17 protein-coding genes and 1 pseudogene are annotated in these 20,002 nt (G+C 64.0%); 12 read left to right on the forward strand and 6 right to left on the reverse strand.

The genetic code is table 11. The features are described 5' to 3' along the window. Positions 1 to 125 precede the first annotated feature (125 nt). From HWY30_RS27575 to HWY30_RS27615, 9 genes are all read left to right on the forward strand, one after another. Entirely contained in the window at positions 126 to 1,010 is an 885-nt protein-coding gene (locus HWY30_RS27575; protein WP_090811098.1) for a GNAT family N-acetyltransferase, read from the forward strand. A 6-nt stretch (positions 1,011 to 1,016) separates the two neighbouring features. Then, positions 1,017 to 1,940, forward strand: coding sequence for a 2-hydroxyacid dehydrogenase (locus tag HWY30_RS27580; RefSeq protein WP_090811096.1), 924 nt, complete (start codon positions 1,017 to 1,019; stop codon positions 1,938 to 1,940). Between the two features lie 94 nt (positions 1,941 to 2,034). Next, positions 2,035 to 3,123 carry a tartrate dehydrogenase gene (locus HWY30_RS27585; RefSeq protein WP_090811094.1) on the forward strand — a complete coding sequence of 363 codons (1,089 nt, stop codon included), beginning with the start codon at positions 2,035 to 2,037 and terminating at the stop codon, positions 3,121 to 3,123. Positions 3,124 to 3,206: 83 nt separating this feature from the next. After that, on the forward strand, positions 3,207 to 4,685 hold the full coding sequence (locus HWY30_RS27590) for an NAD-dependent succinate-semialdehyde dehydrogenase (protein ID WP_090811092.1): 1,479 nt from the start codon (positions 3,207 to 3,209) through the stop codon (positions 4,683 to 4,685). A gap of 2 nt (positions 4,686 to 4,687) precedes the next feature. Then, entirely contained in the window at positions 4,688 to 5,680 is a 993-nt protein-coding gene (locus HWY30_RS27595) for a M14 family metallopeptidase (protein WP_090811090.1), read from the forward strand. Next, on the forward strand, positions 5,677 to 6,021 hold the full coding sequence (locus tag HWY30_RS27600; protein WP_018422376.1) for a cupin domain-containing protein: 345 nt from the start codon (positions 5,677 to 5,679) through the stop codon (positions 6,019 to 6,021). The genes HWY30_RS27595 and HWY30_RS27600 overlap by 4 nt, the downstream gene beginning before the upstream one ends. A gap of 52 nt (positions 6,022 to 6,073) precedes the next feature. Next, entirely contained in the window at positions 6,074 to 7,402 is a 1,329-nt protein-coding gene (locus HWY30_RS27605) for an NAD(P)/FAD-dependent oxidoreductase (RefSeq protein WP_090811088.1), read from the forward strand. 385 nt (positions 7,403 to 7,787) lie between these two features. Then, positions 7,788 to 8,921 carry a substrate-binding domain-containing protein gene (locus HWY30_RS27610; protein ID WP_090811086.1) on the forward strand — a complete coding sequence of 378 codons (1,134 nt, stop codon included), beginning with the start codon at positions 7,788 to 7,790 and terminating at the stop codon, positions 8,919 to 8,921. Further along, on the forward strand, positions 8,918 to 11,749 hold the full coding sequence (locus HWY30_RS27615; RefSeq protein ID WP_090811084.1) for an ATP-binding protein: 2,832 nt from the start codon (positions 8,918 to 8,920) through the stop codon (positions 11,747 to 11,749). The genes HWY30_RS27610 and HWY30_RS27615 overlap by 4 nt, the downstream gene beginning before the upstream one ends. 39 nt (positions 11,750 to 11,788) lie before the next feature. Here the strand turns inward: HWY30_RS27615 and HWY30_RS27620 are convergent, their stop codons facing one another. The 3 genes from HWY30_RS27620 to HWY30_RS27630 form a co-directional block, all read right to left on the reverse strand. Next, on the reverse strand, positions 11,789 to 12,421 hold the full coding sequence (locus tag HWY30_RS27620; RefSeq protein ID WP_090811083.1) for a response regulator: 633 nt from the start codon (positions 12,419 to 12,421) through the stop codon (positions 11,789 to 11,791). Beyond that, complete coding sequence (locus HWY30_RS27625; protein WP_090811081.1) at positions 12,418 to 14,043, reverse strand: response regulator; 1,626 nt, start codon at positions 14,041 to 14,043, stop codon at positions 12,418 to 12,420. The genes HWY30_RS27620 and HWY30_RS27625 overlap by 4 nt, the downstream gene beginning before the upstream one ends. A gap of 255 nt (positions 14,044 to 14,298) precedes the next feature. Next, positions 14,299 to 14,616 carry a hypothetical protein gene (locus HWY30_RS27630; protein ID WP_090811080.1) on the reverse strand — a complete coding sequence of 106 codons (318 nt, stop codon included), beginning with the start codon at positions 14,614 to 14,616 and terminating at the stop codon, positions 14,299 to 14,301. Between the two features lie 310 nt (positions 14,617 to 14,926). Here HWY30_RS27630 and HWY30_RS27635 point away from each other — a divergent pair, with 310 nt between their 5' ends. The 3 genes from HWY30_RS27635 to HWY30_RS27645 are packed head-to-tail and all read left to right on the forward strand — an operon-like array spanning position 14,927 to position 15,723. Beyond that, a complete protein-coding gene (locus HWY30_RS27635) occupies positions 14,927 to 15,172 on the forward strand; it encodes a hypothetical protein (RefSeq protein WP_090811078.1) in 246 nt (81 codons plus the stop codon). Between the two features lie 26 nt (positions 15,173 to 15,198). Next, the gene (locus HWY30_RS27640; protein WP_090811076.1) at positions 15,199 to 15,408 is read left to right on the forward strand and encodes a hypothetical protein; all 210 of its coding nucleotides are present in this window, start codon (positions 15,199 to 15,201) and stop codon (positions 15,406 to 15,408) included. 39 nt (positions 15,409 to 15,447) lie between these two features. Beyond that, the gene (locus HWY30_RS27645) at positions 15,448 to 15,723 is read left to right on the forward strand and encodes a hypothetical protein (protein ID WP_244145031.1); all 276 of its coding nucleotides are present in this window, start codon (positions 15,448 to 15,450) and stop codon (positions 15,721 to 15,723) included. A gap of 74 nt (positions 15,724 to 15,797) precedes the next feature. Here the strand turns inward: HWY30_RS27645 and HWY30_RS27650 are convergent. The 3 genes and pseudogenes from HWY30_RS27650 to HWY30_RS27660 form a co-directional block, all read right to left on the reverse strand. Beyond that, positions 15,798 to 16,000 (reverse strand): annotated as a pseudogene (locus HWY30_RS27650) (NUDIX hydrolase); the annotation flags it as partial. A gap of 175 nt (positions 16,001 to 16,175) precedes the next feature. After that, positions 16,176 to 18,608 carry a WD40 repeat domain-containing protein gene (locus HWY30_RS27655; protein ID WP_244145032.1) on the reverse strand — a complete coding sequence of 811 codons (2,433 nt, stop codon included), beginning with the start codon at positions 18,606 to 18,608 and terminating at the stop codon, positions 16,176 to 16,178. A gap of 671 nt (positions 18,609 to 19,279) precedes the next feature. Next, positions 19,280 to 20,002, reverse strand: a 723-nt coding sequence (locus HWY30_RS27660; protein ID WP_482052285.1) for a citrate synthase family protein, incomplete at its 5' end; no start/stop codon positions are given.

The following is a 20,002-nucleotide window of genomic DNA, read 5'->3' on the forward strand; positions in this document are numbered from 1 at the left end:
GCGTCGCTGCCGCCGTGAAGCAGACCCGAGCACACACCGGCCCGAATAACAAAAAGATCGTCCTATGAAGCAGGCACCGGGAATGCCACAGTCTAGGCTGATCATGCCGCCAGCAGGAGTTTGCAGTGTCCGAATCAACCGTGAAGAAATCACTGACCTATCGCCGCTTCACTGCCGATGACATCGCCGCCGCGCACGGCCTCTCGGTTGCGGTGCGCTGGCCGCACCGCGCCGATGACTGGCGCTTCATGTACGACGCCGGCACCGGCTTCGTCGCCGAAGACAATGACGCCGTGATCGGCACCGCGCTCTGCTGGAAATTCGGCGCGGACCGCGGCACGCTCGGCCTCGTGATCGTCTCGCCGGACGAACAGGGCCGCGGCATTGGCCGCAAGCTGATGGAACTGGTGCTCGAAGAACTGGGCAACCGCGTGACCTTCCTGCACGCAACGGTCGCGGGCAAGCCGCTTTACGAAAAGCTCGGCTTCGTCAGCTGCGGCGGACTCACCCAGCATCAGGGCGCGCTCGGCAGCGTGGCCGCTGTCGCGCCGCCGGCCGGCGAACAGTTGCGTGCCGCGAGGCCGGACGACACGCCGAAGCTCATCGAACTCGCGTCGCGCGCGAGCGGCTTCGACCGCAGCGCGACGATACCGGCGCTGCTCGAGTTCGCGCAAGCCGTGGTTCTCGAACGTGACGGCGAAGTGGTCGGTTTATCGCTGTTCCGTCCGTTCGGACGCGGCTACTCGGTTGGACCGGTGGTCGCGCAGCATGGGTCCGACGATCTGCGTGCCCGCGCACTGATTTCGTACTGGCTCGCGCAGCACGCCGGCGACTTCGTGCGGATCGACGTGCCGGACGACGCCGGCATCAACGATTGGTTGACCCATGTCGGCATGCCGCGCGTCGACTCGGTCGAAAAGATGGTGCGCAACGCGCCCGCCGACTTGCGCGAGGTGGCCCCCGACCCGGGTTGGCGCGCGTTCGGCATCATCAATCAGGCGATGGCGTAAGCGCCGATGACCGTCCTCTACAAGGCCGATCCGGTGCGTGGAGCGCTATGGGCCGAGCGCTTCGCGCAGCTGGCGCCCAACGTGCCGTTCCGGGTGTGGCCGGACATCGGCGATCCCACGGCCGTGCGCTATCTGGTCGCGTGGCAACCGGGAGACCTCGCGCTCACGCTGCCGAATCTCGAAGTGGTGTTTTCGGTCGGCGCGGGAGTCGATCAACTGGATCTGTCGCAGATTCCGGCGCATCTGCCGGTGGTGCGGATGCTCGAGCCGGGCATCGTCGAAGGCATGGTCGAATATGTCACCGAGGCGGTGCTGGCGATTCACCGCGATCTGTTCGATTACGGGTTGCAGCAGCGGGCGCGCGTCTGGCAGCCGATGCCGTTGCGCGCCGCCGCGTCGCGTCGAATCGGCGTGCTCGGCCTCGGCATGCTTGGCCGCTCGGTACTGGAGCGTTTGCGGCTGTTCGGCTTCGCCTGCGCGGGCTGGAGCCGCTCGAAGCACGAGCTCGAAGGGATCGACTGCTATGCGGGCGAGGCCGGGCTCGATGAGTTGCTTGCCCGTGCCGACATCCTGATCTGTTTGCTGCCGCTCACGGACGCCACGCGCGGCCTGCTCAGCCGGCGGGTATTCGACATGCTGCCGCGAGGCGCGTCGCTGGTTCACGTCGGCCGCGGACCGCAACTCGTCGGCGCCGATCTGCTCGACGCGCTGCAACGCGGGCAGATTCACAGCGCGGTGCTCGATGTCACCGACCCGGAGCCGTTGCCCGCCGACCATCCGCTGTGGGCGCAACCGCGCGTGCGCATCACGCCGCATATCGCGAGCGCGACGCGGCCCGAACCGGCCGTCGATGCGGTACTGGAAAACCTGCGCCGCTATCGCAGCGGCGAGCGGATGAACGGCTTGATCGACCGGACGCGCGGCTACTGATACCCATGCGCGGCCCGCCCCCCGAACGCAACCCCATTTCGCCATCCGCGCGGCGTCAGCAGACGGCGCGCGATCACGGCAAGGAGAGAGACGTATGACCCGCAAATACCGCATTGCCGTGATTCCCGGCGACGGCATCGGCACCGAAGTGATGCCCGAAGGCCTGCGCGTGCTGGACGCCGCATGCAAACGCTTCGACATCGGCATCGACTACCGCCATATCGAATGGGCGTCGTGCGACTACTACGCGCAACACGGCCAGATGATGCCCGAGAACTGGAAGGCGCAACTGCAGGACTGCGATGCGATTCTGTTCGGCGCGGTCGGCTGGCCCGACAAGGTGCCCGACCATATTTCGCTGTGGGGCTCGCTCCTGAAGTTCCGCCGCGAATTCGACCAGTACGTGAACCTGCGCCCCGCGCGGCTGTTCGAAGGCGTGCCCTGCCCGCTCGCTAACCGCAAGCCGGGCGATATCGACTTCATGATCGTGCGCGAAAACACCGAAGGCGAGTATTCGTCGGTGGGCGGCACGATGTTCGAGGGCACCGAGCGCGAAGTCGTGATGCAGCAGTCGATCTTCACGCGCCACGGCACCGAGCGCGTGATGAAGTTCGCGTTCGAGCTTGCACAGCGTCGAGCGAAGAAACTCACGGTTGCAACGAAGAGCAACGGTATCGCGATCAGCATGCCGTGGTGGGACGCCCGCGCCGATGAAATGGCCGCCCGCTACCCGGATGTGAAGATGGACCGTCAGCACATCGACATCCTGTGCGCGCGCTTCGTGCTGAACCCGGATCGCTTCGACGTGGTGGTCGCATCGAACCTGTTCGGCGACATCCTTTCCGATCTCGGGCCGGCGTGCACGGGGACGATCGGCATCGCGCCGTCGGGCAACCTGAATCCCGATCGGCGCTTTCCGTCGCTGTTCGAGCCGGTGCATGGCTCGGCGCCCGACATCGCCGGCAAGGGCATTGCCAATCCGGTCGCGATGATCTGGTCGGCCGCGATGATGCTCGACTTTCTCGGCCACGGCGCGGGTGTCGAGCGCGATGCGCACGACACCATCGTCGCCGCGATCACGCGGGTGCTGAAGGAAGGCCCGCGCACGGGCGACCTGGGCGGCAGCGCATCGACCACGGAGGTCGGCGCGGCGATCGCGGCTCGGGTCGCCAACCCGTCCTGATCACTCACAGAGCAGGCAGCACTGACTGCCCGGCGCGCGTCGGGCGCTCTGCCGTCGCATGCCAACCGGCACGGAGACCTCATATGAGCACGAATCTCGAACAACAGGCCCGCGCGCTGATCCGCACGGAGAACTTCATCAACGGCGAGTGGGTCGCCGCCGCGAGCGGTCGGCGTTTCGCGGTCACCGATCCGGCGACCGGCAAGCTGATCGCGGAAGTTGCCGACAGCGGCCCCAGCGACGCGCGAGCGGCCACGGACGCCGCCGCTAAAGCGCTGCCCGCGTGGCGCGCGAGACTGGCCAGCGAACGCGCGGCGATACTGCACCGCTGGCACGCGTTGATCGTCGCGAATCGCGACGCACTCGGTGCGTTGATCTCACTCGAACAAGGCAAGCCGCTCGCCGAAGGACGCGCCGAGGTGAACTATGGCGCGTCGTACGTCGCGTGGTTCGCCGACGAAGCCACTCGCATCTACGGCGACCTGATTCCGCAGCAGCAGCGCGGCAAACGGATGAGCGCGGTCAAGGAACCGATCGGGGTCGTCGCGGCCATCACGCCCTGGAATTTTCCGCTTGCGATGATCGCGCGCAAGATCGCACCCGCGCTCGCGGCGGGCTGCACGGTGGTCGCGAAACCCGCGGAAGACACGCCGCTCACCGCGATCGCACTGGTGATGCTGGCGCACGAGGCGGGCGTGCCGAACGGCGTGCTCAACCTGATCTCGGCTTCGCGTGCGGCAGCGCCCGAGACGGTCGGCGACTGGCTCGCCGACAGCCGTGTCCGCAAGATCACGTTCACCGGATCGACGCCCGTCGGCAAGCATCTCGCGCGCGAATCGGCGGGCACGCTGAAGAAGCTCTCGCTGGAACTCGGCGGCAATGCGCCGTTCATCGTATTCGACGACGCCGACCTCGATGCCGCGGTCAATGGCCTGCTGGCCGCGAAATTCCGCAATGGCGGGCAGACCTGCGTGTGCCCGAACCGCGTCTTCGTGCAGCGCGGCGTATACGAACGTTTCTCCGCGCTGCTGTGCGCGAAAGTGGCCGAACTGCGGGTCGGACCCGCCAGCGACCCCGCCTCGCAGATCGGGCCCATGATCAATGAGCGCGCTGTGGACAAGATCGCTCGTCATGTCGAGGACGCGCTCGAGAACGGCGCGCTCGTGCTGACGGGCGGACGACGGCTCACCGAGCTGGGACCGCACTACTACGCGCCCACGGTGCTGGGTAACGCCACGTCGTCGATGGTGTTGTGCGGCGAGGAAACCTTCGGCCCGGTCGTGCCGCTGTTCCCATTCGACAGCGAGCAGGAAGCGGTGCAGGCCGCCAACGACACGCCGTTCGGGCTCGCCTCGTACTTCTACAGCGAGAACATGCGCCGTATCGAGCGTGTCTCGCGCGCGCTGGAAGCTGGCATCGTCGGTATCAACGAAGGCGCGCTCGCTTCAGAAGCGGCGCCGTTCGGCGGTGTGAAGGAATCCGGCTACGGTCGCGAAGGATCGAAGTATGGTCTCGATGACTATCTGTCGATCAAGTATCTGTGTCAGGGAGGTCTGGAGTAAACATGGAAGCCTATCCTATCGAAGTCGAATTTCCGGACCTCTCGGCGCACGCCGACGGCAATACCGGCATTGCATACGTGCACTCGTTCGACTCCGGCCAAGCCGGGCCGCACGTGATGATCAATGCGCTCACGCATGGCAACGAAGTGTGCGGCGCGATCACCGTCGACGCGTTGTTGCGCAGCGGCCTGCGCCCGCGCCGCGGCAAGCTCACGCTGTCGTTCGCGAACGTCGCCGCGTATGCGCGGTTCGATCCCGCGACACCAGACAAAGCGCGTTTCGTCGATCAGGACTTCAACCGCGTCTGGACCGCCGCGAAGCTCGACGATCTGGCGACCCGCTCGTCGGAACTCGATCGTGCGCGCGCGATGCGGCCGGTGATCGACACGGTGGATCTGCTGCTCGACCTGCATTCGATGCATGAAAAAAGCGCGCCGCTGATCGTCGCAGGGCCGCTGCACAAGGGGGCCGAACTGGCCGAGCGGCTCGGCACGCCCGCCACCGTGATTCAGGACGAAGGCCATCCCGAAGGCCGCCGGATGCGCGACTACGAGGGTTTCGGCGACGACACGAGTCCGAAGAATGCCCTGTTGATCGAATGCGGCCAGCACTGGGAAGCCAACGCGGTGACGGTTGCGCGCGACTGCACCGCGCGCTTTCTGTTGCTGTCGGGCATCGTCGACGCAGCCGACCTGCCGTCCGGCTGGATCGCGCCATTGCCCGACGAAATGCGCATCGTGCGCGTGACCGAACCGGTCGTCGCAAAGAGCATGGATTTCCGTTTCGCGGGTCCTTACACCGGCCTCGAGACGTTCGACAAGGCCGGCACCGTGATCGCATGGTCCGACGGTCAGCCGGTCTCGACTCCGTACGATGACTGCATGCTGGTGATGCCCTCGCTGCGCCAGTTGCGCGCCGGTGTCACCGTGGTCCGGCTAGGCCGGATCGAACGACGTATCGACCTCCGCTCACGACAACAGGAAACAGCGCAATGAAAGTTCAGCAGATCAGGCAAGCCGCGGAAGTCTCCGCACTGGAGGATTGGGGAACCGCGGGCCTGCCCGGTACCGAACCGTCGCGCGTATCGGGACGCCAGTACGTCATTCCCGGTCACGAAGCAATCGATACCGGCGTGTTCGAGTGCTCGCCCGGCACCTATCGGCGCTCCGTCAAGCAGGCGGAGGTGATGCATTTCATCAAGGGCAGCGGCACCTTCACGCCCGACGGAGAAGACACGGTCCGCTTCGCCGCCGGCGACACGCTATTTTTCCAAGCCAACACGGAAGGACTCTGGAACATCGATGAAACGCTGCGGAAGATCTATGTGATCTTCTGACAGCGTACGCACCCGGTATCCGGCTGCTCATGTCAATCATGGTTGCTCAAACATGCTAAGAATCGACGAAGTCCCGAATAGCGAGGGGTTCCCCGATCGCTGCGACGTAGCCGTGATCGGCGGCGGCATTATCGGCGTCAGCACCGCTTACGAGCTGGCACGGCGCGGCGTATCGGTCGTGCTGCTCGAAAAAGGCATCATTGGCGCGGAGCAGTCGGGGCGCAACTGGGGTTGGGTGCGTCAGCAGAACCGCGACCTTTACGAGTTGCCGCTCGCGATGCAGAGCCTGAAGCGTTGGGGCGAGTTGAGCGACGAACTCGGCGAGGACATCGGTTTTCGGCGCAGCGGCATTCTGTACGCAAGCGAGCAGTCTGCCGATGTCGCCCAGTGGGAAGCATGGCTCGGCAAGGCGCGCGCGCTCGGCTTCGACAGTCAGCTGCTGTCGGCTCGAGAACTGGCCGCGCGCGTTCCGCATAGTCGGGCAAAGTGGGCGGGCGGCGTGTGGTCGCATTCCGATGGACGCGCGGAGCCGTCGCGAGCAGCGCCCGCCATCGCAAGAGGCGCGCAACGACTCGGCGCGCGCGTGCATCAGACCTGTGCGGTTCGCGGACTCGATAGCAGCGCAGGTCGAATCTCCGGCGTATGGACCGAGCGCGGCCGGATTGGCGCGAGCAGCGTCGTGCTGGCCGGCGGCGCGTGGAGCGCCCTGTTCTGCCGGCACCATGGGATCGATCTGCCGGCGGTCAATGTGATCGGCACCGCGCTGCGCACGGCGGAAGCGCCGGCCGTGATAGACGGGTGCTTCTCCGGCCCGAACTTCGCGATGCGGCGGCGGCTGGACGGCGGCTACACGATCGCGGTGCCAGGCTATGGACGCATGGAGATCGCGCCACAGAACCTGCGGCACGCGGTCAAGTTTCGCCAGATGTTCCGCAGCAAACTCAACAAGAAGCTTAAATTCCGGATCGCGCAACCTTTCTTCGGCGGCCCCGAAGGAAGTGCGGACTGGCGCCACGACGACATCTCTCCGTTCGAGGTGACGCGGGTTCTCAATCCTGCGCCCGATGCCGAGTGGCCGACCCGTGCACTGCAAAACGTTGCGACGGTCTTTCCCGAACTGTCGGGATTGCGTATCGCTCATGCGTGGGCTGGCGCGATCGACACGATGCCCGATCTGGTGCCGGTGATGTCACGCGTGGAGAGCAACCCGGGCCTTGTGATCGCTTCGGGGTTCAGCGGTCATGGATTCGGGCTGGGACCGGGAGCCGGCATGCTGGTTAGCCGCATCGTGACGGACGACGCGACTGGGATCGAGACACAGCCATATCGATTGACGCGCTTTAGCGATGGCACCCGGCTGGCGAAACCCGAGATGATGTAACGCCTGACGTCGCCCCGCGAAATCTCATGTTCCCGGCCCGATCGCGGGAAGATGCAGTTTCGACCGTTTCACCGCCATTCCTCAACCCCGGATAAGGCGAAGCGGCTTCCGTGCCAAACGACACTGCCAGTCGTCATGCTGTCGTACCTGCTTGCAGTCGAGAAACTCTAAGGCTTGCGATCGATGAACGATTGATCGCGCAATCGTGGCAAACACTGACCATCAGACCATTGCAGTTGAGTGCCGACCACGCTTGATCCAATCTGCGCCAGCGCATGACCGATGACACGCGGGAATCGGCTTGTAATATCCTGCTAAAAAGGTCATCCGCGAGCGGCTTTGGGCAACCCCAATCGACCTCGACGGAGCCCATGGGGGGAACAGCATGAAGGGCTTCCTTCTGGCGTTGGCTTGCGCGTGTGTGCTGTCGGCCGCCGCCGCGCAGGATTTATTGCCAGGCCCTGCGCCCGGAGCCCCGCTCGCCGCGACGGACTTCCTGGCCCTGGCCAGGCGAGTGGTCGACGCCGCTTCGCGACCCGCTGCACCCTGGAACGGGCCACGCAAGGGGCCACCCGCGCAATCTGGAAAACACATCGCGGTCGTCGCCGAGGATTTGCGCAACGGCGGCATCCTCGGTGTGGTCGATGGTGTGCTGGAGGCGGCCAAGGTGATCGGCTGGCGCGTGAGGATCTTCGATTCCGCGGGTGCGGCCGACCTGCGTCTGAAGATGCTCGCGAATGCGCTGGCAAGCCACCCCGACGGTCTGATCCTCGCCGGCGGCGACGCACGCGCGCTGCTCCCCGCACTGCGGCCGTTTGCCGAGAACAACATCCCGATCGTCGGCTGGCATGTCGCGGCCCGGGCCGGACCGGTGCCCGGCACGCCCGTGGCGATGAACGTGTCGACGGATCCGCTCGAGGTCGCGCGCGTGACCGCGCTGGCGGCCATCGTGCAGTCCGGCGGGCATGCGGGCGTCGTCATCTTCACCGATTCCAATTTCCGAATTGCGCAAGGCAAGGCGGATGAAATGGCTGCCGTCGTTCGCGCGTGCAGTGGCTGTACCCTGCTTGAAGTGCGCGACGTGGCGATTTCGCGCAGCCGGGAACTGGTGCCGGGGACGACCCGCGCCCTGCTCGCGCGTTACGGCCCGCGCTGGAACTGTGCGCTGGCGATCAACGACATCTACTTTGACTACGCCGCCCCGGTGTTGACTCAGGCGGGAATGCCGAACGCTGCAATGATCATGCTGTCGGCTGGCGACGGCAGCGAGTCCGCCTTCCTGCGCATCCGCACCGGCACGTTCCAGACCGGCACCGTGGCCGAACCCCTGAATCTGCACGGCTGGCAACTGGTCGACGAAATGAACCGACTTTTCGCGGGCGTCGGCGTCACGGGTTACGTGACGCCGGTGCATCTCGTGACGGCGGACAACGTCGCCGCGGACGGCGGCGATCGTCTACTCTACGACCCTGACAACGGCTATCGCGACATTTATCGTCAGATCTGGCAACGACCGTGAAACTGCCTTTCCCACAATCGCTCACCGCTCAATTTGCGCTCGTTGTTTCGTGCCTGGCCGCGCTGGTGGTCGTCGTCGGAGCCACGACGATTTACTCGTTGACCGGTTCGGCCCAATCGATCCGTCAGCTGGCCGAAGAGCGGCTCACGCGCCTCGCGGACGCGCAGGATCTGGTACAGCACACGCTGACCATTGAACGCCTCGCATTGCAGTTGTCTCGCGACGATACGATCGATGCCGTGCGCGAGACCCATCGGCATGTGCTCGAACAGCTGGCATCGTTCGACCGCCTGGTTGACCGCCTGGCCTCCGCGAGCGCAAGCGACGACCCAGGGGTCGACGCGCTGACGCTTTACCGGTCGAGCCAACGCTTTCGCAACATCGCCAACATCGAGGCGCAGGTGCGCGAGACCGCGCTCGGCCCCCGGGGTGCGCCGGCGGATGGGCAGCGGCCGGGCGTGTCGCTGACCAGCCTCGACAAGGACCTGCGCGGCGCGGCCGAGGCTCTGGCCGTCGCGGCGCAACGGCAGTCCGATTATTTGACGCGCGACTACCGCGAAGCAGTCCAGGATCTGGCCGTTCGCGCAGATCGCACACGCAAATGGGTGGCGGGTGGAGTCGCGGTGAGCCTGCTGCTCACCTGGCTAATCGCCCGCGAATTCCTCGGGCGCCATGTCGTGGCGCGCCTGCGCCGCGTCAGTCACTTTCTGCGGCACGGCGATGCCGGACGCACGCAAGCCGGAGTCCCCGTGCACGGCGGCGACGAGATTGCCGATATGGCGCGCGCAGTCGAGCAGTTCCTTGAAGACCGGCGCCGGCGCCGCCAGGCCGAGGATGCGTTGAAGGAGCTCAACGCCGGACTCGAGGCGCGCGTCGCACAGCGCACGGCCGAACTCAGTACGGCGCTTGCGGGTCAGGCGGCCGAGATCGCCGAACGTCAGCACGCCGAAGATGCCGTCCGGGAAAGCGAGAACTTTCTTAACAGCATCGTCGAAAACATCCCGGACGCGATCTTCGTCAAGGAGGCCGCGACCTTGCGCTTCGTGCGCTGCAACAAGGCGGCGGAGCAACTTCTCGGCTACCGGCGCGAGGAGCTCCTCGGCCGGTCCGTCCACGATCTGTTTCCCGCGGAGGAGGCTGAATTCTTCGCGCTCAAGGATCGGGCCGTGCTGGAGTCGCATCACATGATCGACATACAGGAAGAGCCGGTTCATACGCGACATGGCGTGCGTCTGGTGCACACGATGAAGATCCCGATCGCCGATGTGCGCGGCGTGCCGCAGTTCCTGCTCGGCATCTCACGCGACATCACGGAGCACAAGCATGCCGAAGCGGAATTGCGGCGCTATCGCGAGCACCTCGAAGACATGATCCGCGAACGGACAGCGGAACTCGCCGTGGCCAAGGAACATGCAGATACGGCCAACCAGGCAAAAAGCGATTTTCTCGCGCACATGAGCCACGAACTGCGTACGCCGCTGAACGCGATTCTTGGTTACGCTCAGATCCTCACACGCGACACGACTCTCGATCAACAACAGATCGACGGACTCGCGGTCATCCAGCGCAGCGGCGAACACCTGCTGACGCTCATCGACGACATCCTGGATATAGCCAAGATCGAAGCTGGAAGAATGGAACTCAATCTTTCCGACGTTCCGCTCGAACAGTTCGTCTGCTTTGTCGCCGAGACGATGCGGGTCAAGGCAACGGAAAAGGGCCTGGCCTTCGATTGCGACATGCCGCCCGATCTGCCCGCGGCTTTCCGGGTGGACGAAATACGGCTGCGTCAGGCGCTGCTCAACCTGCTTTCCAATGCGATCAGATTTACCGAGCAGGGGAGCGTGCATCTGAGCGTCGCTTTTACGCCGCCCGCGCGACTATGTTTCAAAGTGCAGGACACCGGCATTGGGATAGATGAAGGGCGCCTGGAGGAAATCTTCAGGCCTTTCGAGCAAGTGAGCGCCGACCGGCATCGCTTTGGCGGCACGGGGCTCGGGCTCGCCATCAGCCGGCAACTCGTACGCCTGATGGGCGGCGAGATCCATATCGAGAGTCGCCGCGATATTGGCAGCGTCTTCTCGATCGAACTGGATGTCCAGGTGGTGGCGCCCCCGGCGGCTGTCGCCGCGTCCGGACGGATCGTGAGCGGCTACAAGGGGCCGCGCAAGGCTATCCTGGTCGCGGATGACGTGGCGGAGAACCGTGCCGTGATGGTCGATATGCTGAGGCCGCTCGGATTCGACATGGCGGAGGCTGGCAATGGATCCGAAGCTCTGGAGAAAACCCGCACCCTGCATCCTGCGCTGGTCCTGATGGATGTGGTCATGCCCGGGATGGACGGGCTCGAAGCCACGCGTTGCCTGCGCCAGATGCCCGAGTTCCGGGATCTGCCCATCGTCGCAGTCTCCGCAAGTGCCTCGGGGACCGATGCGGCGCACAGTCTCGCGGCCGGCGCAAACGCTTTTCTTGCCAAACCGATCGAATTCGGCCGGCTATTGTCCCATGTCGCGTCGCTCATGAATGTCGAGTGGATCGACGAAGCGAGCAAGGCGCAAGTCACTGGCGCGGACCACACGGCTGTACCCGCTGCCGCTCCTTTTACCGCGCCCTTGATGGCACCGCCGCAGGGGGAGATCGAAACGCTGCACTACCTGGCGCGACTCGGCGACATGCGTGCCATCGTGCAACACGCCCGACACTTGAGCGAGCTCGACGAGCGCTATCGACCCTTCGCAGACCACCTTTGCCGGTTGGCGAAGGCTTACCGGTCCAAGGCGATCCTCAGCTTCGTCGAGCAATATCTGGAAAGGAGGCTACCGCGGTGATTCGCGCCTCAGAACCTGCACCGCATCATCCTTCGTTTTCTACTCGACGATCATTCCGTGCCGGATCGCGTACCGGATCACCTCAGCGTTGTTGGAAAGCCCGAGTTTCTGCATCAACCGCATCTTGTGTGTGCTGATCGTTTTCGCGCTGAGGGCACATGCCTGGGCAATTTCATTGATGCTCCTGCCTGCCGCGAGCATCTGCAGGACCTGGAATTCGCGGTCCGACAGTACTTCATGCGGCGGGACGTCGCCGCGCTGTGTATCGAACACCATCGCATCGACGAGCTTCGGATCGATGAAACGGCCGCCGTCCGCGAGCTTGCGGATTGCCGCGAGCAGCACCTCCGGGTCACTGTCCTTGGTCAGATATCCCGTTGCTCCCGCGCGCAGCGCGCGCGACGCGACCTGAGCCTCGTCGTGAATGCTCAGCACCAGCACCGGCAACGAAGGATGTTCCGCCCGTACCCTGCGGATCAGAGCGACGCCGCTGATGCCGGGCATCGTCATGTCGAGCAATAGAAGATCGAGCGCGCACGAGCGCAGCTTGTCGATCACTTCCGCTCCTTGCGCCGCTTCCGCCGCAACGACGATATCGCTCGTGGTCGCGATGATCTGTCTGAGTCCGCCACGGACTATCGCATGATCGTCCGCAATGAGTATCCTGATCATGTTCGAGCTCCGCCATCGAGCGGAATATGAATCGAAACCATGGTGCCCGCGCCCGGCGAGCTGTCGATCGAAAGCGATCCGCCGATCAGCCGCGCGCGCTCGTTCATGCCGAGCAGGCCATATGAATAGTTGCGACTCACCACTTGCTGATCGAAGCCGCATCCGTCGTCACGCACCTGCAGCAAGAGCTGTGAAGCCGTCGAAACAAGCGTCACCTCGACACGTGTGGCGGCGGCATGACGCGCGACGTTTGTCAGCGAAGCCTGGGCAATGCGGAACAGGGCCGTCGCATGGGCGTCGGACAGCGCGGGTTCGCCGCCTTCGATGCGCAATTCACACGCAATCGCATTGCGGCGGTTGAACTCGTCGACAAGCCATTCGAGCGCAGACACGATGCCGAAGTTAAGCGCCGCGGGCCGCAGGTGGCTCGCGACATTGCGCACCATCGAGATCGTGCCTTCGACCAGTTGGCGCATATCGTCGGCTTTTTTTGTCGCTTCCGCGTCGTGCGCGATGCGCATTTTGAGCAGAGACACGTCCATCTTGAGCGCGGTCAGCAATTGCCCCAGCTCGTCGTGAATTTCCATCGCAATGCGCTTTCTCTCCTCCTCGCGAATCGCCTCCATGTACGCGGACAGTTCGCGCTGCTGCTCGCGCGATTCGACGAGTTCCTGTTCCATCTGCTTGCGCCCCGTAATGTCATTCAGGCCCACATAGATCGCGGGAGAATCGTCGTAAGTCGCGGCGCGCGCCGTCGCCATCGCCCAGAACCGGGTACCGTCCTGGCGCCGGAACTGTATCTCCGTGTTGCGCAAGCCACCCTTGGTCCGCAGATGTTCGATCAGACGCTCGCGCTCGCCCCGCTCGGCGTAGAAATCCGCGATATTGGCGGACAAGCCTTCGTCCATGCCGAAGAGTTCGCGCAGCGGCGGGTTCGTGTACAGGATGTGCCCATCCGGCATCGAGGTGATGCATAGCGGCACGGGACTCGTTTCGACAATCGCGCGAAAGCGAGCCTCGCTTGCCTGCAGGCGCGCGTCCGCGCGCCGCCGCTCGTCGATCTGCGCCCGCAAGTTGGCGTTGGCGCGCGCCAGCTCTTCGGTGCGCAATGCGACACGTCGCTCCAGATCGTCGCGCGCTTGCGATAGCGCGGCCTCCGTTTCCTTGCGCACGGCGACTTCCGCCAGCAGTTGCCGGTTCTGCGCGAGAACCTGCTTGTGCATCACCCGCAGCTCGACGTGCACGCCAACGCGCGCGACCATCTCATCGACGCGCAATGGCTTGGTCACATAATCGACACCGCCCACCAGAAAGCCTTCGACGCGGTCCTCGTTGTCCATCAGCGAGGTCATGAATATGACGGCGATATCGCGCGTGCGCTCATCGCGCTTGAGGCGCCGACAGGTCTCGAAGCCGTCGATGCCCGGCATCTTCACGTCGAGCAGGATCACATCGGGCTGCGAGAAGGCTGCGCGCTCCAACGCTTCGATACCGTCGAGCGCCACCAGCACGCGAATGCCGCGCGCCTCGAGACTGTCGACAACCACGCCGAGATTCCCCGGCGTATCGTCGACGATCAGAATCGTGCCCGTATACGCGACCGGAGCGGCGAGATGGCTCATGATGCGGTGTTCCCTTCGAGATACCGCTCAGCGGGTTGCAGGATTCCGCTCCACCATGCGTCGAAAATGTCGAGCGCCATATATCCCCGCGAGTGCCGCCGTTGTACTTGTCCTATTCTGCACTCGATGCCGGCGCCTGGTCCATCACGCCCGCTCCGGGTTTCAAACGTCCGATGAAACGGCGCGCCCCGTGGCCTCACAGCCGCCGCATGCGTGCCTGTAAGCAGTTGCGCGCCTGGCCGGCGTTGCCGTTCGCTAGTGCGGCACCTCGGCCGCCACCGCGATCAGTCGGACCGTGCGCGGCAAGGTCAGTTCGTCGATGAGGTCGGCCACCTCGCACAGCGCGCGAAAATCATACTCGTCGATCTGGTCCGCGTGATTGCGCCGCAACTCGCGCATGGTTTCGCCCAGGCGCCTGAGCGCGTTGGTCGTGCTGTCTATCAGCGGCCAGCAGTGCATCAAATACGCAAGCGATGTCACGCTGCGCGTCTCGCACCAGGTGTCGAACAGTCGCAGACATATCACGTCGATTTGCTCGATGACGTTTTCCCGTTCCGATAGATAGCCGATCATGTTGCATCAATTCGACATTGCATTTCGATGGCTCATCATCTACGAGCAGAAAGTGTGTCGCATTCAGCGCAGGCTGGAAAATCAGGGTGTGACTTCCTGATTCGCGTGTCAGGAAATCCTTAGTGTCATTCATGGCGAAAGCCCCCGCAGATGGGCAAGGACCCTTAAATGCCGTTCTACATGCTGCTCCGGTTCAGGAAGTCCTGACGGCTGAAACCAGTGATTCCTGAAACGACATTCCGGCCGGCGCCGATTGGACGCACGCACCGATCGCCATAGGATCGAATCATCGTGCATCGCGGGGAAAATCATGGCGGGCAACAGATCGCTGCGTTCTCAGGTCGAAAAACTCGTTGGCCCGACGGGGGGCCGAGGGGCGCGCGTGCGTCTGCTGAACCGCTCGCGCTCGGGCGAAACATGCCGGGTGTGCATTCAAATCGATCTGCCGACCGGGGCGTTTTCGCTCTTCTTCTTTCGCCATGCCGACGGCGCATGGCACGTGTTTCCGCCGGGCCAGCGCCGTCCGGAAATGGGGATAGGCCGCATGGCGGCCTGAACGTTCAGCCAGCCGGGGAAACGCACATGCACGACGATGCTTCGAACACACTGCCGCAGGACGTGATAGAGCTGCGCGCTTGGCTCAACGACTGGTACGACCATGCATTCGCCGTAGGCTACGTCCATCCGCCCTTCACGCTCGATGAAGCGACAGCCGACCGGCTCGAAGGCTACTTCAAGGCGGGCCTGACGCCGGCCGAAGGCGCAATTTTGTTCTTTGGCGTCGTGCATTGAGAGGCGAGCGATGAAGGCGAAAGACGGTGAAGTCAATCAATGAAACATCACATTGTCGGGCGTTATCGCGGATTCGTCATCGAAGCGCACATGGAGCCGCGGACGGCCCGTTTGTCCGTTGGAATCGCGCTGACATATCGCGTCACGTGGTCGTTGCGTAGAAGAACACGAAAACAGCACGTCACCGGTGACTTAGCCGATGCCGTTACCTACGAGTCGGAAAGTGTTGCTCTCACGTGCGTCGACCGCAAGGCTCGCGCTCTTATCGATGCCATGCTGGCGAATCAGGAAGCGTTAAAAACCGTGGGGATGTAACCCCGATGCCTGGAAGGCCCGCGCCTCGCGCAGCGTCACGCGGACTCGAACGATCAGGAAAAAAAACGGCTCGACTAGCCGCAGACATCCCTGCCGAGATACACAGCGACCGCGCCTGTCACGGCGAAGCCAGGCAACTCCTCCGGCGACGCCAGATGCGCGGCGACGATCTCGCGATTATCGAGCCGCAGTTCGGGTCCCGGATACTGCCGCCCGGAAACCCCCATTCGGCGCGGTACGACGACTTCAGCAGCAACAGCGACTGACCGACGTAGATTGGGCTGATTCAACCGGTCGATGCAACGCAATGAACGCCGGATGAGCGGACCTACGAGTAGGCGATGGACCTCATGGCCGCGGACTTCGATGTGAGAGCTAGTCAGGAAGATTGGAAAGCAATTGGTCGCGCTGGCCAAACGTATCGTTGCAGCTCGCTCCGACCGGTCGGCGAGTTACGATCCACATACGTTTTCGCCCCGGCGCCCGCGTACGAGAGAAAGGGCAGCTTCATCATCGGTTGTGAGCAGGTTTGCTCCCACGAGCCTTTCCCTACACACGGCTTTAGCCAGGCTCTGACCTCGCTTCTGCATGAGCCATCGGATAGGCCACACCCGCGCGGTCTGATCCGCGGACGCAGTTACCACCCGCTGGCCGTCCGGGCTGAAGGTGGCGGAGAAAACCGGTCCCTGATGTCCGGTGAGCTTCGCGATCACCTCGCCGCTCGCCGCGTCCCACACCCGCGCGGTCCCGTCCGCGGACGCGGTCACCACGCGCTGGCCGTCCGGGCTGAAGGCGGCGGAGAAAACCGGTCCCTGATGTCCGGTGAGCTTCGCGATCACCTCGCCGCTCGCCGCGTCCCACACCCGCGCGGTCCCGTCCGCGGACGCGGTCACCACGCGCTGGCCGTCCGGGCTGAAGGCGGCAGAGAAAACCGGTCCCTCATGCCCACCGAGCTGGGCGATCTGTTTGCCGGTGGCCGCGTCCCACACCCGCGCGGTCCTATCCGCGGACGCGGTCACCGCGCGCCGACCGTCCGGGCTGAAGGCGGCGGAATAAACCAGATCCTGGTGCCCGCTGAGCTGCGCGATCTGTTTGCCCGTGCTCGCGTCCCACACCCGCGCGGTCCCGTCCCGGGACGCGGTCACCACCCGCTGGCCGTCCGGGCTGTAGGCGACGGAATCAACCGGGCCCTGATGACCGCTGAGGAGCAAGATCTGTTTGCCGGTGGCCGCGTCCCACACCCGCGCGGTCCCATCCCACGACACGGTCACCAACCGCTGGCGGTCCGGGCTGAAGGCGGCGGAATCAACCGGGCCCTGATGACCGCTGAGGAGCAAGATCTGTTTGCCGGTCGCCGCGTCCCACACCCGCGCGGTCCCATCCGCGGACGCGGTCACCGCGCGCCGACCGTCCGGGCTGAAGGCGGCGGAATAAACCAGATCCTGGTGCCCGCTGAGCTGCGCGATCTGTTTGCCGGTGGCCGCGTCCCACACCCGCGCGGTCCGATCACGGGACGCGGTCACCACCCGCTGGCCGTCCGGGCTGAAGGCGGCGGAAATAACTGACCCTTGATGCCCTCTGAGCAGCAAGATGCCCATCGCCGCGTCCCATGCGCGCGCGGTCCTATCACGGGACGCAGTCACCACCCGCTGACCGTCCGGGCTGAAGGCGGCGGAATTCACCGGCCCCTCGTGTCCGGTGAGCTGCACGATCACCTGGCCGGTCGCCACATCCCACACCCGCGCGGTCTTGTCATCGGACACGGTCACCACGCGCTGGCCGTCCGGGCTGAAGGCGGCGGCGCTCACCGGTCCGCGATGCCCAGTGAGCTGCACGATCGCCTGGCCGGTCGCCGCGTTCCACACCCGCGCGGTGTTGTCATCGGACGCTGTCGCCACGCGCTGGCCGTCCGGGCTGAAGGCGGCGGTGAAAACCGGTCCACGATGCCCTCTGAGCTGCGCGATGACCTGGCCGGTCGACGCATCCCACACCCGTGCGGTCTTGTCATCGGACGCGGTCACCACGCGCCGGCCGTCCGGGCTGAAGACCGCGGAGCTTACCGGTTCCCGATGCCCGGTGAGCTGTGCGATCACGTGCCCGGTCGCCGCATTCCACACCCGCGCTGTCCTGTCCGCGGACGCGGTCACCACGCGCCGGCCGTCCGGGCTGAAGGCGGCGGAGAAAACCGGTTTCAGATGCCCGCTGAGCTGCGCAATCTGTTTGCCCGTAGCCGCGTCCCACACCCGCGCGGTCCTGTCCGCGGACGCAGTCACCACGCGCCGGCCGTGCGGGCTGAAGGCGGCGGAATAAACCAGATCCTGATGCCCGCTGAGCTGCGCAATCTGTTTGCCCGTAGCCGCGTCCCATACCCGCGCGGTCCTGTCCGCGGACGCAGTCACCACCCGCTGGCCGTCCGGGCTGAAGGCGGCAGAATAGACAAGATTCTGATGGCCACTGAGCTGCGCAATCTGTTTACCCGTGGCCAGGTCCCACACCCGCGCTGTCCCATCCCAGGACGCGGTCACCACCCGCTTACCGTCCGGGCTGAAGACGGCGGAATCAACCGCATTCTGATCGCCGCCGAGCAACGCAATCTGCACTGATGCTTGCGCGCCACGCATAAGCTCAAGCTCTGCTTTTGCCGATCCCGGCGAGAGCCAACCGTTGCCCATCGCCAGCATCGCGAAGCGCATTGCGCGGTCATAATTTCCCGCGTCGTTCGCCGTTGTCGCGGCCGACGCCAACGCCAGGGAAGTCTGGCGTGCGACCGTCCGAGTCTGGTGAATGATCCACCCGGCAGTCACAACTAGAATGAATACGATTGCGCCAATCAGTACCTGGATGCGTCGCTGCGCGCCCTGTCCGTGCCCGCTCTTCGTTGACATGGGCTTGATCCTCAACGATTTGTTGCAACTGCGACTCGCGCTCCGCGCGTGCCACCTCGTTGCGCCCGCAGCAAGTCCATCGATAGGAAAGGTCGTCCGCGCCCAGCCGAAAGCAATTCGCACATGTCCAATTCGCAAAGAAATCGCTGGCCCGCACCGTCGCCCAGACGTCTGGGGGCTCCCGGTCGCATCGTCTCACGCCACACCACGCACTCGATTCCAGGAAACAGCACATCAGTGCGCACCAGTGTCCGCTGACAGGGGGGCGGATTCAACCGGTCGTTGCAATAGTTCGATGAAATCGTTCAGCCGGTGTTTCGTAATCCAGCGTCTTCCTTGGGCGCTCGTTCCGCCTTGCAGGAGACGTCACTGATGAAATTGCTAAATGATCGCGTTAAACCATATGTTCGGTATCGCGCATGTTTCAGGTCCGGGTAAAGCACACTTCCGAGACAGCGAACGTCTATGATCACCGCAACCCAAAGAGGAGAAGCCTCGCGAAGCGAAACGCGTCGTAGTTGAGCAAGGCCAACGAATAATCGCCACATAGGCTCGGGTTGTTCGGAAAAGCGTGCACGACTCGCACCCCCAATCCCGTGCGGAGACAACTGATAGTTGTGGGCATGAACCCGGCAGCGCGGAAAGACTTCGTGCGCTTCCGGGTCATTCCGCTACGCAACGAAACGACACTCCGACGCTGGTGTACGTGTATCCATGTTCCTTCCGCGGTTCATATGGTCATCGATTTCAGCCGCGCAACCGAGCATGCGAGGATAAAGAAAGATGGTAAAGGCGGCCGTCTCCAAAGCGTTGCGCGAATACGTTCCGTCACGATACGGCTGCCAGAGCATCTTGAGCAGTAACGCGGCAATCACCGCATCGACGTTGACGCAGTAAACGTTTCGCGAAACCCCCGCGTCGAACAGGCTTTGGACCAACGTCCTGTAAAAGTCGTGGAAGATGTTGTATTCGTCGCGCTCGGCGAACAATTGCCGCACGAACATTTCACGCGGGTCGTGATTGACGGGTTTATCCTTAAACACCGGATGATTCACGCCAGGGATTTTCTGGATGTCCAGGCTGCCGCTCGTTTTCTTGCTCGATTTGTATTTGGCGTAACTTTCGACGTACGTCATCGCTAGTGCTTTCAAATCCAGCCCGTGCGCAGGATTGCCCGGGTCAGTCAGTCCGCTATGCGCGAACTGGTCTAGCAGAAACGCAATTCCCTCAAATCCATTGCCGCCATGCGTGTAACCACTGTGCGTAAGGAAGCCGATTAACGCCTTGTTGAGTTGGACGCGCTCGGGGTCTTCGGGACCATCGGCAGAGACCGCACCTTTTGCACCCTGCGCGGAAATCGTTCCGGGTCCATTTGACAGCAGCAGACCGACCAG

Source organism: Paraburkholderia tuberum STM678 (assembly GCF_902833905.1).
Lineage (GTDB): Bacteria > Pseudomonadota > Gammaproteobacteria > Burkholderiales > Burkholderiaceae > Paraburkholderia > Paraburkholderia tuberum.